Genomic DNA, 13,363 nt, shown 5'->3' on the forward strand with positions numbered 1-13,363 from the left:
TTCTGCTTCACGACTAACTCCCAATAAGATTAACGATTAACGAATGTTGATTTTTGATTTGAGAAGTTTACCGACAACCAATAACTCACAACTCACAACCAAAAACACTAAGTGTTTTCCTCCAATTCCTTCTCAATTTCATCATCAACTTCATTTTCTTTTTCACTTTTTGAATTCCTCTTCATTGAAGTAAAAGCATATAGATATATTATCACAGCGATTATAATCACAATAAAGATGAATACTGATAATAGCAATATGTTGTTTGATATAATTTCAATACGCATAATTCATATATTTTAATACTAAACTCAGTTAAAAAAAGCCATGCGTATAGCTGACTATGCTAATCAAAGCATGGCTTTTTAAGGTAATTATGAAAAAAAAGTGAAACTGTTTAGTGTTTCTTTTTATGGGAAAAAATGCTTTTCCATGTTACGTCATACATGTTCCAATGGTACTTTTTGTCTAAGAAATTCATTAGTTTTCTAAAAAGATACATTAGTGTAAATATGCCAATCCATTTTAGAATATTTTGTCCTGTGGTTAGATGTAGGAATGTCATTGTTTTGAATTAGTTTTTAAATGTTGTTGACAAGCTTGAACCAACCTACATAATATAAAAGGTCAAGAGTTATAAAAAAGAAATAAAAATCTATAAATGCTAATACTGTTGAAACTCCAATAATTAAAACATCTTTAAATTTTAACTTCGGTAGAATATATTTTATCAACATAAAAACCGAAATTAAAAAAATAGACCATAAAAATACTAGATATACCAATTCCATGTTTTTTTCGTCTTCACAATACTTTGAAGTTCCCATGAAAACGGATAAGAATAAATATATATTCACAAGCGTAATACTAAGCCTTAGAATAAATTTAGGAATAGTATCAAATTTAATAACTAACCATAAACTCATTAAAAAACTTAGTATTACTGGCAATAGATAAAATAGTGGGCTCAAAATTTTAATCTCAAGAAAACTACTATTAAATACAATATATTCTTGAGTAAGCCAATAAGTAATAGTAACAATAATCGTTACAATTAATATCTGAAATAGTATAAGAGTATGTTTTTTCAAGACTTATTATTGGTTTAGTAGGTTCTTATAATATCTTTTCAACCCTAGTGATAAGCACAACAATTATCAAAAAGGTAGCTATTAAGTAAAAACTATTCCATCCTTCTGCTTTTCTTTTTTCTTTACTAGTTGTTTTCGAGTAATTTATCCAACCATAAGAGTTGAAAACCAACGCTAACGCGCATATTATAATTGTTATTGTATTCCACATAATTTATAGTTTTAATTTTTTACCACCAATCCATACAGTCGCCAAATTCATATACAAAAATTGCTACTCCAACCCAGCCAAGAGTTCTACTAGCGACTTTTCTGATTGCTTTTTTTAATAATTTTTTACCTGCTGAACTATTTACTCCAAGACGCACCACTTCTGCTATTGCAGATATACCCAATGCATCTCCAGCACATTGACCAAGTCTGGAGGCATGAGCATTTTGTCCAAACAAGGACATAAAATTTACAGAAGCTGTTGAATTTTCATTCTGTTCCTCAGCAATTAACATCATAACTGTAGGTACTAAATTATATTCTTCTATTGCGCCACCTTCATTATCAGCAGTAAAAAGATTTTGAATATCAGATTCGGTTAACCCTTTAGTTATTAAATAATTTTTAGCATCAGCTATAGACAATTCCATAGCTTCAACAGTCGGTTCTACTGGAATATCAAAACACATTGAATATCCAAATGCCACAGGATCATTAGCAATAATATCGCTATTTGCATCATCTAAAATTACTGGTCTAGTACCAGTTTGATTCCCAATAGTAACTATTTCTCCGAAAGTATCTACACTTGTTGGGTCAATAACACCTGTATTAGATGGATCCGCAGTATCATCTTGGTTTAATAATAAACACATTTTAAAGGTAGTAATTTCAGTTGTGTTTTCTTTCATCAAATCACTTCCTTTTATATCTCCTTTGGTTGCTGATGGAGAAATTACAATTTCTTGCAATCGCTGATTAGTTTCTTGCAATGCCGCTAAGAAGTTTGTTTTTGCTTCTTCTTGGACTTCATTATCAAAGGTACTTTCCGTTTGACAAGCTTGAAATGCTAGCACTCCAACTACTAAACTTAGTTTAATCATAAAGATTGCGAACAATCCTTTTCCAATTCTTTTAATTCCGTTACTCATAATTTTATTAGTTTATTAAATACACCTACTCATACGTTTTTCGGTTTCCACGACGTTTTGGAAAGTTTAAATGCTAAATTTTAAATGTAAAATTTCAATCTAGCGTTTCACATGTTCACTTTCACAGGAAGGATTTCCTTATGACTAAACAGGGCAGAATCATACTTTTTAAGACAATATAATCATTTATTTGCCTGATTATTAATTGTTTAAGTTATCAATTATTCGTATATTATACTGATAATCAATTACTTAACTCAATGAAACCATCTGATAACTTAAAAGACATTTTTGGGCAAATACAAGACCACAGAAGCCATATAAACAAGCTTCATAATTTAGTAGATATCCTTCTTATTGGTATAATTGCAGTGATTTCTGGGGCAGAAACTTGGGAACAAATGGCTGGGTTTGCCAAATCAAAAGAACCTTTTTTAAAGAAATTCTTAGAATTACCTAACGGTATTCCTTCGAAAGTAACTATCAATAGAGTCTTTTCAGCTATTGATAGTGAACAATTTGAATCTTGTTTTATTGATTGGGTCAATTCAATTGCAAATTTAAGTAAAGGTCAAATAATTGCGATTGATGGTAAAACGATACGTGGCGCAAAGTCTCATGGTAAAAAATCGCCAATTCACATGGTTAGTGCTTGGGCTTGCGAAAACAATCTTGTTCTAGGTCAAGTTAAAACAGCTGAAAAGTCAAACGAAATTACTGCGATACCAGAATTACTGAACATCCTTAGTATTGCAGGAAATACTATTACAATAGATGCTATGGGAACTCAAAAAGAAATTGCAAAAAAAATAATTGAACTAGATGCTGATTATATTTTAGCAGTTAAAGCAAATCAACCGCAGTTATTAGAACATATTGAAGATGAGTTTCGGTTTTCCAAACAACTAGAAACATACACTAAACATGATTTAGATCATGGGCGTATTGAAACTAGAACATGTAGCGTAATTACTGATTTTAAGTTTATTGAACAGGACAATCAATGGAAAAATTTACAAAGTATTATAAAAATAGATAGCATTCGTGAATTTAAAAATAGTGATAAAGCGACAGAAAAAGCGACACGATATTATATTTCAAGTTTACGAAATGATGCTAGTGAATTTCAATCTAAAATACGCTCGCATTGGGCGGTAGAAAATAAATTACATTGGACTTTAGATGTAGCTTTCTCTGAAGATGCTTCTAGAAAAAGAGCAGGAAATGCTGCTCAAAATTATTCTATTCTGCTTAAAATTGCTTTAAATCTATTGAAAAATGAAACCTCTAAAAAGCTATCTATGAAAAGCAAAAGACTTGAAGCTGGATGGAATGAAGACTATTTACTCAGAATATTAAATTTAAAAGTATGATTCTGCCCTGTATGACTAAACATTTGCCGCGATGTGTATTAAAAAAATACGTATCTTTGATTTTGCAGATCGTAGGCAAATGTTTATTTGTTTATGTTAAGACTCTCGTTTTACGGGAGTTTTTTTTTGTTTTTAGAGTACTTCTCAATAGTTCTGCTGAGTATATCGAAGTACAATTTTCTTTCATTTCGACTCCGCTCAATGTGCCGAAAATAACTGGAAGTGACGTTTTTTGATTTTCAACCCACAACTAAAAAACCTCTTTTTCGGATTCCGAACTATCTTTTTGCGGTTCTGTGAGGGCTACGACCCCTAAGCAAACCATCTTTTTGGGGTTCTGTAAGGGCTGTTACCCCTAAACGAACCACCTTTTTGGGATTCTGTTAGGGGGTATACCCCCCAAAACAACCGCATTAAGTCAATAAATAACCCCAAATATTCAGCAAACAACCGCATTAATTCTATTTTCAAATCCATAAAGACAGTAAAACAACCTTGAAAAGATAGTACACAACATATTTTAATCTGTAATGAATTCTTATATACCCAATATTCGATTTCTTTTTTCAACCGTTTTTTTAGTTTCTTCTTGGGTTTGGATGCAAAGTTCCATAATTGCATTTTCAATCTCTTTATTTTCATTGAGCCCATTAAACACATTCCGAATCATGGATGTACCATACGCTGTCCCTTTTCGGTTGGTTACCTTTTTTTCCTTTAAAATTTTTAACACATCTGCTGTGTAATGATAACCTAAAATCTTTTTGAGTTCTTTACGCTGTTCCTTGTGTATCATGCGTCTGTTTGCTGGTCAGTACTCGTAGGTCTGCCACTTCTAGCAAAAAGTACTTTCATATCTTCGTACACCGTTTTAGAACCTGGTTCGTTTTCGCCAGCTAGGTAGCGTATCATTCTGTAAAAGCTGAGTGTATTGGTGTAATTGTCGTGGTCTAGTAAGGTTTTGGTATCTAACAACTGCTGTGTTAGGTTTTGTAAACGTTGAGTACGTTCTTCCATTTGTTGGCGTGCGTTGTAGTCTTTGTCAAACTCGGTTTTGTCTATAAAGTTAGGAACCCAATTTGGATGTTGCTCCATGTAGTTTTTTGCTTTGTCTACAATGAGTTTGTTTTGGTTGCCTATACTTCCGTATTGTTGGCGTTGCTCGGGTGTAATGTTTACCATTTTTCCTGCAAGTACTTGTTGTATGCCATCTAAGTGTGTGTCTAGGGCTGTGAGTTCTTCGGTTGTGAATTCAATACTAATTAAATTTTCTAATGCCATCTTGTTTTTTATTAAGAATTATACTTTAATTTACAAATCTGAGTTTTGTAGTTAGCAGCAATTTTTATTTTAAGATTTCGCTTGTTAAAATTAAAACTACTATTTTAGCTATCAGATTTTTTTGATGGTGTAAATGTAGGTTTCAAAACACTGTAAATCAAGAAGATTATTTCTCTTTTCACTGAAAATAGAATCTACTTTCAGCGAAAAGAGAATAATTGATTAAGAAAAATGAATAAACTAAAAAGTTTGAAAATGAATATGTTATGTAAAATTTATTCTTTATTAACAATACTTTTATTGTTTCCTTTATTTTTATCAGCACAGGATAATGTAAAAGACACTTTAAGTAATAAAAGCTTCGACGATTTAAAGAAAATTTTCTACCATTATAAAAATTATGGACAGACTGAAACAGGAAAGCAAGTAGCTTTTTTTACATTAAAAAAAGCTAGAAAAGAGCAAAACATAAGAGCTGTTGCCAATAGTTATATTCGCTTATGTAGAGTTTCTTATGACACACCAGAAATAGCTTTAAAATATACAGATAGCTGTATTTTCTATGCGACTAAATATAAACTAGAAGATTTAATTGCTAGAGGTCAATTTTATAAAGGATTAGTTTTATTTGATTTAGGTAAATACAGTAATTCGCTAGATAGCTACATACAAGCTAGTGAGTACTATGAAAAACAAAACAACGAAATGTATTATAGCTTAAGGTATAACATTGCTTTGTTAAAACTAAAGGTAAGATCTCATACAGAAGCTATCGAAATTTTTAAAGAAAATTTAATTTATGAGAATAAGAAAGCCACCTATGGCAAATCTTATTTAAATATTCTATATGGATTAAGCATAGCATATACATCTAACCGAATGTTGGACTCTGCATATACAATTAATAAAAAAGCATATCAACAAGCACTAAAATTTAATGACCATAGTCATTTATACTTTACTTATGCTCAAGGAGCATTACATTATGTAAAAAAAGATTATAAATCTGCTAGAGATAGTCTATTAAAATCTCTGTCATTTTTAAAGAAAAGCAAAGATTATTCTAATTTAGCTATATCTTATTATTACTTAGGTTCAATCTCAAGTGTTGAAATTGATAAAATCAAATATTACAAGAAAGTAGACAGTATATTTAAAGTGAAAAAGTATATTATACCTACTCCAAGAAAGGCGTATGAAGGATTAATAAATTATTATAAAAGTAAAGATGATTTTAAAAATCAGCTTTATTACACAGATAGATTACTTATTGTAGATACTGTAATAAATAAAGAGTATCGTAATGTTTCACAAACTTTTTACAACGAATATGATACGCCTAGATTAATAGCAGATAAAGAATTACTAATTTTTAAATTAAGTACAGAAAACACAAGTTTTAAGTACAAAATTTTTATTCTCTTAATAGCTCTTATCTTTGTTTTAATCATATTAATTTTAGTATATAGAAGAAAAAAAAGAAATGAGCTAAAATTACGCAAACTAGTTACATCGCTTGAGGTTAAGTCCAACATAAAAGAAACTAATATTTTAAAACATTGTTGTCCGATAAAAAAGAAGCCAACAAGTTGGCTTCTTTAAATGAATCGTAAATTTGTATTGCGAAACACAAAATACGATGGGCAAAAGTACTTATTTTTCTAGTAAGTCTGTTTTCGGACAGCTGATTTCTTTAATTGATGATTCAATGATAAAAAAGGAAGTTAAAAAGTGTAATTCAGACCGTTATACGAAGCGGTTTACTACAAAGGATCATCTGATAAGTATGCTTTTTTGTTCCTTTTCCAAATGCACATCTTTACGTGAGATATCTGGAGCAATGCTTGGTTTATCTGGGAAAACGAGTAGTTTTCAATTGAATCATATACCTAAAAGAAGTACATTATCAGATGCAAATAAAAAAAGAGACGTTTTAGTTTTTGAAAATATTTACCATCAATTATTAAAACAATATGGTGGTTTTTTATCGGACAGCCGAATTAAAGATGTTATAAAAAAGCAAGTTAAAATCTTTGATAGTTCAACAATAAGTCTGTTTAAAAATATAATGGAGTGTGTTGGCAGACATTCAAAAAGTGGTAAAAGAAAAGGTGGAATCAAAGTTCATACAGTAGTGAATGCAGATGAAATTGTACCGAGTTTGGTTTGGTTTAGCGAAGCAAAAACACACGACCATAAATTTTTAGAAAAATTAAATTGTGATAAAAACACAATTTATGTTTTTGACAAAGGCTTTAATGATTACAGGGCTTTTGAGCATTTTACAGCATATGAAACAGGATTTGTAACTCGAATAAAAGACAATGCTTCTTATAGAAAAATTGAAGATTTAGATGTTGCAGATTATATTCATAATGGAGTTTTAGAAGATCAAATAATTGAAGTAGAAGTAAAAAAAGGCAAAGAAAAAACCCCATTGAAATTAAGAAAAGTAACTTTTTATGATCGAGTAAATAAAAGAGAATTTGAGTTTTTAACTAATTTATTTGATTTAAGAGCCGATTTAATTGCTGCTTTGTATAAAATTAGATGGCAAATTGAGTTATTATTTAAACAATTAAAACAAAATTTTCCTTTGAAATATTTTTTAGGAGATAATGAAAATGCTATTAAAATACAGATATATTGCGTTTTAATAGTCAATTTGTTATTTGCAGTCATAAAAAAGAGGCTAAAAAGAAGTTGGGCTTTTTCTAATTTAGTTAGTTTCTGTAAAATTCACCTTTTCAATTATATTAATCTGATGAAATTTTTAGAAAACCCTGAAAAAGACTGGATAATTGATAAGGCTGAAAGTGAACAGCTAACATTTAATTGGTAGCCTGTTTTTAGAAAAACATGAAAACTGAAAATTAAAACACTGAAAATCAAATGAATAAAAATTAAAATCAAGTGGTTTTAATTTTTATCGGACAACAATGATTTTAAAAGAAAAAAAACGTAAATCATTTATTGATAAAGACACCCTAAATCAAATACTAAAAAGTCTAGACGAGTTTGAAAAGAATAATTTTTTTTTAACTCCTAAACTTACATTAAATTCATTTGCTAAAGACTTAGATACAAATAGTAAATATTTATCAATAGTAATAAATGATTATAAATCTCAAACCTTTAAAAATTATGTCAATAATTTGAGAATAGAATATATGTAAGCACTCGGTAAAACCCGTATTGCATATTTCAGGATGATTTTGTAAGACTGTATTTTACATAAAAGGAGTTATGAAAAACCGTATTACACTGATAGTTAGCAAGCTTAGTATTTCTAGTTCTTAGATAGGTGTCTGATTTTAAGCTATTCTTAGTATTGGAGAGATTCTGCTAAGAAAATGGTATTTCTTTAACAATTTAAACTACTGCTGGATTTTTCCAATTTTGTGGTAGTAATTCTTCTAATTTATTGGCTTTATGCTCAGGTAATCTTTTAAAGACATCATGTAGCCACAGATACGGATTTACATCATTGATTTTACAAGTAGCAAAGAAAGAATACATGATAGCTGCATGTTGTGCAGCCTTGTGAGATCCCGCGAAGAGATAATTTTTGCGCCCGAGTGCCAGTGGTCTAATTGCATTTTCTATTAGGTTGTTATCAATCAGATACTTTCCATCTTGTGTGTAAGCGCTTAGCTTATCCCACAAGTTTAAACTATACGCAAAAGCCTTTCCAATAGCGCTTTTAGGCAATACTTTACTGTACTCTTGTTGCATCCAAGTATGAAGCTTTTCTAAAATAGGCTTCGCACATAACTCTCTATAGCGTTTTATGGTCTGTGTATTTGTAGTACGCTCTTTTATTTTTCGCTCTATGGCATATAGTTTTTGGATTTGCCCCATAGCATGGCTGGCTCTTGCGTTATCATTATCAAGTGCTTTTTCAAAATAGCGCCTGGCATGTGCCATGCAAGCCAAGAGCTTTATCGGATGTTTGGTACTTAGATTTTGGTATGCTCTATATCCATCAGTTTGCAATGTTCCGCTAAACTGTTGTAAAAAATCTTTTGGAACTTTTGCTGACCTGCTAGGATCGTACTTAAATAATACTAATCGTTCCACTGGTGCATGGAATACCCAATGATATCCTGTATGCAAGCTTCCGTTTTTATGATTGTCTTGAACTTTGATCGGCGACTCGTCCCCTTGGAGGTACTGACTTTGTAATACTACTTTTTGTAGGACTTCATATAATACCTCCAATTGTGTTACTCCTTTAGAAAACCAACCTGTCATTGATGACATTGCTACAACAACGTCTTCTCTTTTTAAAATTTGTATCTGACGATAAAAAGGAAGATGATCCACGAACTTGCTGACACAAATATGGGCTAATAATCCAGCTCCAACATTGGATTTTGGCAAGATCATGCTAGGAAGTGAAGCAATAACGATTCCTGCATCATTTGGTAATGCATATTTTGGACGAATAATTTTACGAACATAGACCCTAGAAGGCGTATACTCCAATACTTCTGTAATTTCTTCACCTATTTTAATACTACCTTGAGCAATATGCACAGGTTCTACTATTTCTTCAACTCTTGGTAAATGCGAAGCTAATGGTAAACGAATAGGATGCTTTTTTGTTTTTGACCGATTGTAACTAATCTGCTGTTGTACTACCGCTGTCTGCTCAGAAGTTTCTTCTGTAAATAGTCCTAATTGAAGTGCATCTGTGTTAGGAACAAATCGTTCGCTTTTACTACCAAAAATAAGGCGTTTTAACTCAGATAACTGTAATTCTAAATTTTGATAGTTAGAGAGTAACTGTTCATATTCTGATTTAGGAATCTGAACATAATCTTGATCGATAACCACTGTAGATAAGGATGTTTTCACATGTTAAAAATACAAATACTCCTTAGAAAAAACAATGTTTTACAACAATTTATGCAGGTATTTGATATCGCTTTTTTCTACGAATATGAGAGATTGAAATACCATCGATAAGTAACACCAATTGCGAATAACTAAGAGTAATACCCATCACAGAAGCATCATATACAGGCAACTCAAAGCGACCAGATTCCAAGCGTTTATAATACAACACAAAACCACCATCTTCCCAATGTAATATTTTTACTTTATCACGTGATTTGTTGATAAATATATATGCAGTTCCATCCAGAGCAGAGCCGTTGAGTTCTTTTTGGATAATACCTGCTAGACCATCAAAACTCTTACGCATATCGGTGGGGTGACTATATAAATGATAACGGTGTGAAATTCCTAGTCCAAACATGATATAAGTTGAGTTAATGAGCAAAGAGTCTTTTGATTTAATAAACAGGTATCTAAATGTAGACGAACACCGTTTGGATATTCAATTTTAATTGATGAATCAGAAGTAGTCATGGGCATATCAACTTCAATAGGAATAAATTTACTCCAAGATGGTTCTTCTCTAGGATGAATTTCCGCTTGATCTAATTTCTTTTCAAGATGATAGTGTTTCAGCCAATATTTTAAAGTAGCCAGCTTGATATCTTCACGCTCACAAAAATATTTCTGATCGATATCTTCTAAGTACATCATTTCTATCAAGGCAAACATACGCTCTTGTTTCTTGGAGTTTTTCATCTGACTAAAATAATCCACTCAAAGATTCTCTGCAATATGCAGTTTACCGAAGGCTTACGAATATATTGTAGAAAACTTATATAGTAATCCAATTTTGAGAAATTACACTATAAGTGCAATAGCTTTAGAAGCTGGTTTTTCGAGTACAGAATCTTTTACTAGAGCTTTTAGTAAGAAAACAGGGTTAAATGTATCATATTTTTTACAAAATATTAAATAGCTGTTTACTAGTTGATTAGTGTTTTTTATGTTTCTACTTTCGCCGAAAACAGAAATACATTTCTTTTTTAATTGTTTGTATGGTTATATATTTAACAAATTTTAAAATCAAAATAGAAATGAAAAAACGTAAAAAGCTTAACTTAGGAAAAATTAAAATAGTAAATTTCAATGCCGTTTATAAATTGATCGGAGGTCAAGAGTCAAACAATAAGAGTTGTGGTGGTGATGATTGTGATCCAGAAGTCACACAAACTAATACAGATACTAGAGAAATTGATGGTTGCAAAAGTATATCAGTTTGTAATCCTAGTTGTGAATAATAATAAATTGAATTATGTGCAAACTATGTTTAAAAATGTTCTCTTTACTCTTGTTGCTTTTTGTCTCGTGTAAGACAAAAAGCAATATAATAAAGAATACACTATTTGAGTCAAAAAGAGCTTATATCTATGAAGAGTTTTGGCATTTTAAAGATATCTTAAAAGATAGTGTACCAGGAATAAGCTTAGACATAGCATACGACCTCATTAAAAGAAAAAAAGGAGTAGCAACAATTGTTGCCGTCATTGATACTGAATTAGATATATCACACGAAGATCTAAAAAATCGAATATGGATTAATGAAGATGAAATACCAAATAACGGTATTGATGACGATAACAATGGTTACGTGGATGACATTCATGGATGGAATTATGTAGGAAGTACAGAAAAAGATAATATTCCTTACGGGTTTTATGAATATGTTAGAATTATTAATAATTTTGATTCAATTTACAGGGATGTTATTCATTTAAGTGATATTGAGAAATCTCAAAGAGAGAGTTTCAAAAAATACCAAAAAGCATTTGAAGCTTATCATTTTAAATTAGAGTCAACAAGAGCAAATGTTAAAAGATATGAGATGGTTAAACAACGCTATCTTAATGCAAAAAAAATAACTAATCAATATATTAGTGACATTCTTAATACAAGTCAACTACAACTGGATTCTTTAAAAAACATAATTTCAAATAGCGATCACAAGAAAGCAATACAGCGATTTAATGATTTTAAAAAATATGGTGTAACAGAAAGTTGGATTGACAATAAGATAAAATTTCAGCAAGAAATTATAAACTACAAATTGAATTTTCATTTTAAAGAACGGTATCTAATAAATGATGATCCCAATGATCTTTATGATTTTCCATACGGCAATAATAATATTCAAGGGACAACTGGAATAAGTCATTCCACGAAAGTTTCTTCTGTAATAGCAGCTACTAGGAATGACACATTAGCAGAAGGAATAAATGACAAGGTGAAAATCATGCCTTTAAGTATTTCAGTATCTGCAAGTGAACATGATAAAGATATAGCTTTAGCAATACGGTATGCTGTAGATAATGGAGCAAAAGTGATAAACATGAGTATTGGGAAAAATTTCTCATTATATCCAGAATGGGTTTATGAAGCATTAAAATATGCAGAAAAACACGATGTTTTAGTAGTAACATCATCAGGAAATGATGGTTCTAATCTTGATAAAGTAAATAATTTTCCAAATGATGCTATTGGCGGGAAAGAATTCATAAATAACTTCCTAAAAGTAGGAAATACATCTTACAGAGTAGATTCTATGTTTGTTTACAGTAGTTCCAATTATGGAAAAAAAGAAGTTGATATATTCGCTCCAGGAACAAAAATTACTTGTATAAATAGATGGAAAAAGATTTCAGATACAGGTACTTCTTTGTCATCAGCTGTAGTTAGTGGCATTGCTAGTTTGCTGTTTTCTTACTATCCTAATCTTACAGCAGTAGAGGTAAAGAAAATCATTATGGAATCGGGTGTTTCATATGATATGATGGTATTAAAACCATATCCAAATGGAGAAAAAAGAGATCCTAAAAAAGTCCCTTTCAGCTCACTCTCAAAATCAGGCAAAATAGTAAACGCCTATAACGCATTACTCATGGCAGAAGAAGTTTCAAAAAAGAAGAAAAAGAAAAGAAAAAAATAACCAACTATGTATCTCATTTGGGCACTCCTAAACACTGCTTTTGTCATCCTATTTTTCGGATTGGCATTAACACTTTTTACAAAAGGTAAACAACTATTCAATAACAAATACGGCAATGCAATCATTGTCGTATTTGTTTTGGGAGTTATAACTATGTTAGGCGCAAAAGAAAGAGACTTTAGCAATACACGTGTATATCACAGTGGCAAAGACATTAAAGGAAACAATGTTGCATCACGTTCTGTAAAAATAGAAGAAACAATTCCGTTTGCGTTGCATTTTGATGTGTCATTTAAGAAAAACGACAAAGACGAGTTGGTTCCAAGTAGCAGCAGAAGCAATATGTCAGGATTTACAAGTGGCTACGATTGGCAATATATGAATGCTGCTATCAACAAACAGGAAAACGGAACGTTTAGCTACGATATGAGTGGCGTACTGCATTGGTATTTATTTGGCATAAAAGTATACTCAGAAAGTAAAGATTTTACGGGAGTTTTAGAATAACATACTTCGACTTGACATACCATACTTTTCTAAAAAAAATTACGTAAAATTGTTGTCTTAGCCATTTTATGGGAAGCTGAATCAAGTTCAGCTTGACGTATTATCTAACATTCCAAAAGCAAAGTGAATCTAAGAGCAAAG

At 30.9% G+C, this 13,363-nt stretch carries 17 protein-coding genes; 8 read left to right on the forward strand and 9 right to left on the reverse strand.

The features are described from left to right. Positions 1-107: 107 nt before the first annotated feature. From IMCC3317_RS11420 to IMCC3317_RS11435, 4 genes are all read right to left on the reverse strand, one after another. Complete coding sequence (locus IMCC3317_RS11420; protein WP_160129633.1) at positions 108-287, reverse strand: hypothetical protein; 180 nt, start codon at positions 285-287, stop codon at positions 108-110. Between the two features lie 110 nt (positions 288-397). After that, positions 398-565 carry a hypothetical protein gene (locus tag IMCC3317_RS11425; RefSeq protein ID WP_160129634.1) on the reverse strand — a complete coding sequence of 56 codons (168 nt, stop codon included), beginning with the start codon at positions 563-565 and terminating at the stop codon, positions 398-400. Between the two features lie 16 nt (positions 566-581). Then, complete coding sequence (locus tag IMCC3317_RS11430) at positions 582-1,091, reverse strand: hypothetical protein (RefSeq protein ID WP_160129635.1); 510 nt, start codon at positions 1,089-1,091, stop codon at positions 582-584. 230 nt (positions 1,092-1,321) lie between these two features. Beyond that, entirely contained in the window at positions 1,322-2,233 is a 912-nt protein-coding gene (locus IMCC3317_RS11435) for a hypothetical protein (RefSeq protein WP_160129636.1), read from the reverse strand. A gap of 260 nt (positions 2,234-2,493) precedes the next feature. Between IMCC3317_RS11435 and IMCC3317_RS11440 the strand changes: the two genes are divergently transcribed. Beyond that, positions 2,494-3,606 (forward strand): ISAs1 family transposase, encoded by a 1,113-nt coding sequence (locus IMCC3317_RS11440; RefSeq protein WP_160128944.1) that lies wholly within the window; start codon positions 2,494-2,496, stop codon positions 3,604-3,606. Between the two features lie 538 nt (positions 3,607-4,144). On the opposite strand, the gene IMCC3317_RS11445 is transcribed toward IMCC3317_RS11440, so the two are convergent. Beyond that, the gene (locus IMCC3317_RS11445; protein WP_160129637.1) at positions 4,145-4,402 is read right to left on the reverse strand and encodes a hypothetical protein; all 258 of its coding nucleotides are present in this window, start codon (positions 4,400-4,402) and stop codon (positions 4,145-4,147) included. After that, a complete protein-coding gene (locus IMCC3317_RS11450; RefSeq protein WP_160129638.1) occupies positions 4,399-4,887 on the reverse strand; it encodes a hypothetical protein in 489 nt (162 codons plus the stop codon). Before IMCC3317_RS11450 ends, IMCC3317_RS11445 begins: the two co-directional genes overlap by 4 nt. A gap of 231 nt (positions 4,888-5,118) precedes the next feature. Between IMCC3317_RS11450 and IMCC3317_RS11455 the strand changes: the two genes are divergently transcribed. From IMCC3317_RS11455 to IMCC3317_RS11465, 3 genes are all read left to right on the forward strand, one after another. Beyond that, positions 5,119-6,489: a hypothetical protein gene (locus IMCC3317_RS11455; protein WP_160129639.1), complete on the forward strand. Its 1,371-nt coding sequence runs from the start codon at positions 5,119-5,121 to the stop codon at positions 6,487-6,489. 37 nt (positions 6,490-6,526) lie between these two features. Further along, on the forward strand, positions 6,527-7,729 hold the full coding sequence (locus IMCC3317_RS11460; protein WP_160129640.1) for an IS4 family transposase: 1,203 nt from the start codon (positions 6,527-6,529) through the stop codon (positions 7,727-7,729). A 97-nt stretch (positions 7,730-7,826) separates the two neighbouring features. Next, entirely contained in the window at positions 7,827-8,063 is a 237-nt protein-coding gene (locus IMCC3317_RS11465) for a hypothetical protein (RefSeq protein ID WP_160129641.1), read from the forward strand. Positions 8,064-8,259: 196 nt separating this feature from the next. Here the strand turns inward: IMCC3317_RS11465 and tnpC are convergent, their stop codons facing one another. Genes tnpC through tnpA form a run of 3 tightly spaced genes read right to left on the reverse strand, consistent with a single transcriptional unit; the run spans position 8,260 to position 10,488 of the window. After that, positions 8,260-9,747, reverse strand: coding sequence for an IS66 family transposase (gene tnpC / locus IMCC3317_RS11470; protein ID WP_228054778.1), 1,488 nt, complete (start codon positions 9,745-9,747; stop codon positions 8,260-8,262). Between the two features lie 49 nt (positions 9,748-9,796). Beyond that, positions 9,797-10,150 carry an IS66 family insertion sequence element accessory protein TnpB gene (gene tnpB, locus IMCC3317_RS11475; protein WP_228054780.1) on the reverse strand — a complete coding sequence of 118 codons (354 nt, stop codon included), beginning with the start codon at positions 10,148-10,150 and terminating at the stop codon, positions 9,797-9,799. Continuing rightward, positions 10,138-10,488, reverse strand: coding sequence for an IS66 family insertion sequence element accessory protein TnpA (gene tnpA / locus IMCC3317_RS11480; protein ID WP_160128709.1), 351 nt, complete (start codon positions 10,486-10,488; stop codon positions 10,138-10,140). Before tnpA ends, tnpB begins: the two co-directional genes overlap by 13 nt. A 94-nt stretch (positions 10,489-10,582) precedes the next feature. Here tnpA and IMCC3317_RS23885 point away from each other — a divergent pair, with 94 nt between their 5' ends. The 4 genes from IMCC3317_RS23885 to IMCC3317_RS11500 all read left to right on the forward strand — a co-directional run bounded on the left by IMCC3317_RS23885 (position 10,583) and on the right by IMCC3317_RS11500 (position 13,222). Beyond that, positions 10,583-10,708 (forward strand): AraC family transcriptional regulator, encoded by a 126-nt coding sequence (locus IMCC3317_RS23885; protein WP_160129642.1) that lies wholly within the window; start codon positions 10,583-10,585, stop codon positions 10,706-10,708. 118 nt (positions 10,709-10,826) lie between these two features. Then, positions 10,827-11,030: a hypothetical protein gene (locus IMCC3317_RS11490; protein ID WP_160129643.1), complete on the forward strand. Its 204-nt coding sequence runs from the start codon at positions 10,827-10,829 to the stop codon at positions 11,028-11,030. Positions 11,031-11,065: 35 nt separating this feature from the next. Continuing rightward, entirely contained in the window at positions 11,066-12,715 is a 1,650-nt protein-coding gene (locus tag IMCC3317_RS11495; RefSeq protein ID WP_160129644.1) for a S8 family serine peptidase, read from the forward strand. 6 nt (positions 12,716-12,721) lie between these two features. Further along, positions 12,722-13,222: a hypothetical protein gene (locus IMCC3317_RS11500; protein ID WP_160129645.1), complete on the forward strand. Its 501-nt coding sequence runs from the start codon at positions 12,722-12,724 to the stop codon at positions 13,220-13,222. Positions 13,223-13,363 lie beyond the last annotated feature (141 nt).

Source organism: Kordia antarctica, assembly GCF_009901525.1.
Classification (GTDB): Bacteria; Bacteroidota; Bacteroidia; order Flavobacteriales; family Flavobacteriaceae; genus Kordia; species Kordia antarctica.

Coding starts and splice junctions, on each gene's coding strand:
- tnpB (WP_228054780.1), bottom strand. CDS start 10,150: ATGTTTGGACTAGGAATTTCACACCGTTATCATTTATATAGTCACCCC.
- IMCC3317_RS11500 (WP_160129645.1), top strand. CDS start 12,722: ATGTATCTCATTTGGGCACTCCTAAACACTGCTTTTGTCATCCTATTT.
- IMCC3317_RS11425 (WP_160129634.1), bottom strand. CDS start 565: ATGACATTCCTACATCTAACCACAGGACAAAATATTCTAAAATGGATT.
- tnpA (WP_160128709.1), bottom strand. CDS start 10,488: ATGAAAAACTCCAAGAAACAAGAGCGTATGTTTGCCTTGATAGAAATG.
- IMCC3317_RS11435 (WP_160129636.1), bottom strand. CDS start 2,233: ATGAGTAACGGAATTAAAAGAATTGGAAAAGGATTGTTCGCAATCTTT.
- IMCC3317_RS11445 (WP_160129637.1), bottom strand. CDS start 4,402: ATGATACACAAGGAACAGCGTAAAGAACTCAAAAAGATTTTAGGTTAT.
- IMCC3317_RS11460 (WP_160129640.1), top strand. CDS start 6,527: ATGGGCAAAAGTACTTATTTTTCTAGTAAGTCTGTTTTCGGACAGCTG.
- IMCC3317_RS11440 (WP_160128944.1), top strand. CDS start 2,494: ATGAAACCATCTGATAACTTAAAAGACATTTTTGGGCAAATACAAGAC.
- IMCC3317_RS11490 (WP_160129643.1), top strand. CDS start 10,827: ATGAAAAAACGTAAAAAGCTTAACTTAGGAAAAATTAAAATAGTAAAT.
- IMCC3317_RS11420 (WP_160129633.1), bottom strand. CDS start 287: ATGCGTATTGAAATTATATCAAACAACATATTGCTATTATCAGTATTC.
- IMCC3317_RS11465 (WP_160129641.1), top strand. CDS start 7,827: ATGATTTTAAAAGAAAAAAAACGTAAATCATTTATTGATAAAGACACC.
- IMCC3317_RS11455 (WP_160129639.1), top strand. CDS start 5,119: ATGAATAAACTAAAAAGTTTGAAAATGAATATGTTATGTAAAATTTAT.
- IMCC3317_RS11450 (WP_160129638.1), bottom strand. CDS start 4,887: ATGGCATTAGAAAATTTAATTAGTATTGAATTCACAACCGAAGAACTC.
- IMCC3317_RS11495 (WP_160129644.1), top strand. CDS start 11,066: ATGTTCTCTTTACTCTTGTTGCTTTTTGTCTCGTGTAAGACAAAAAGC.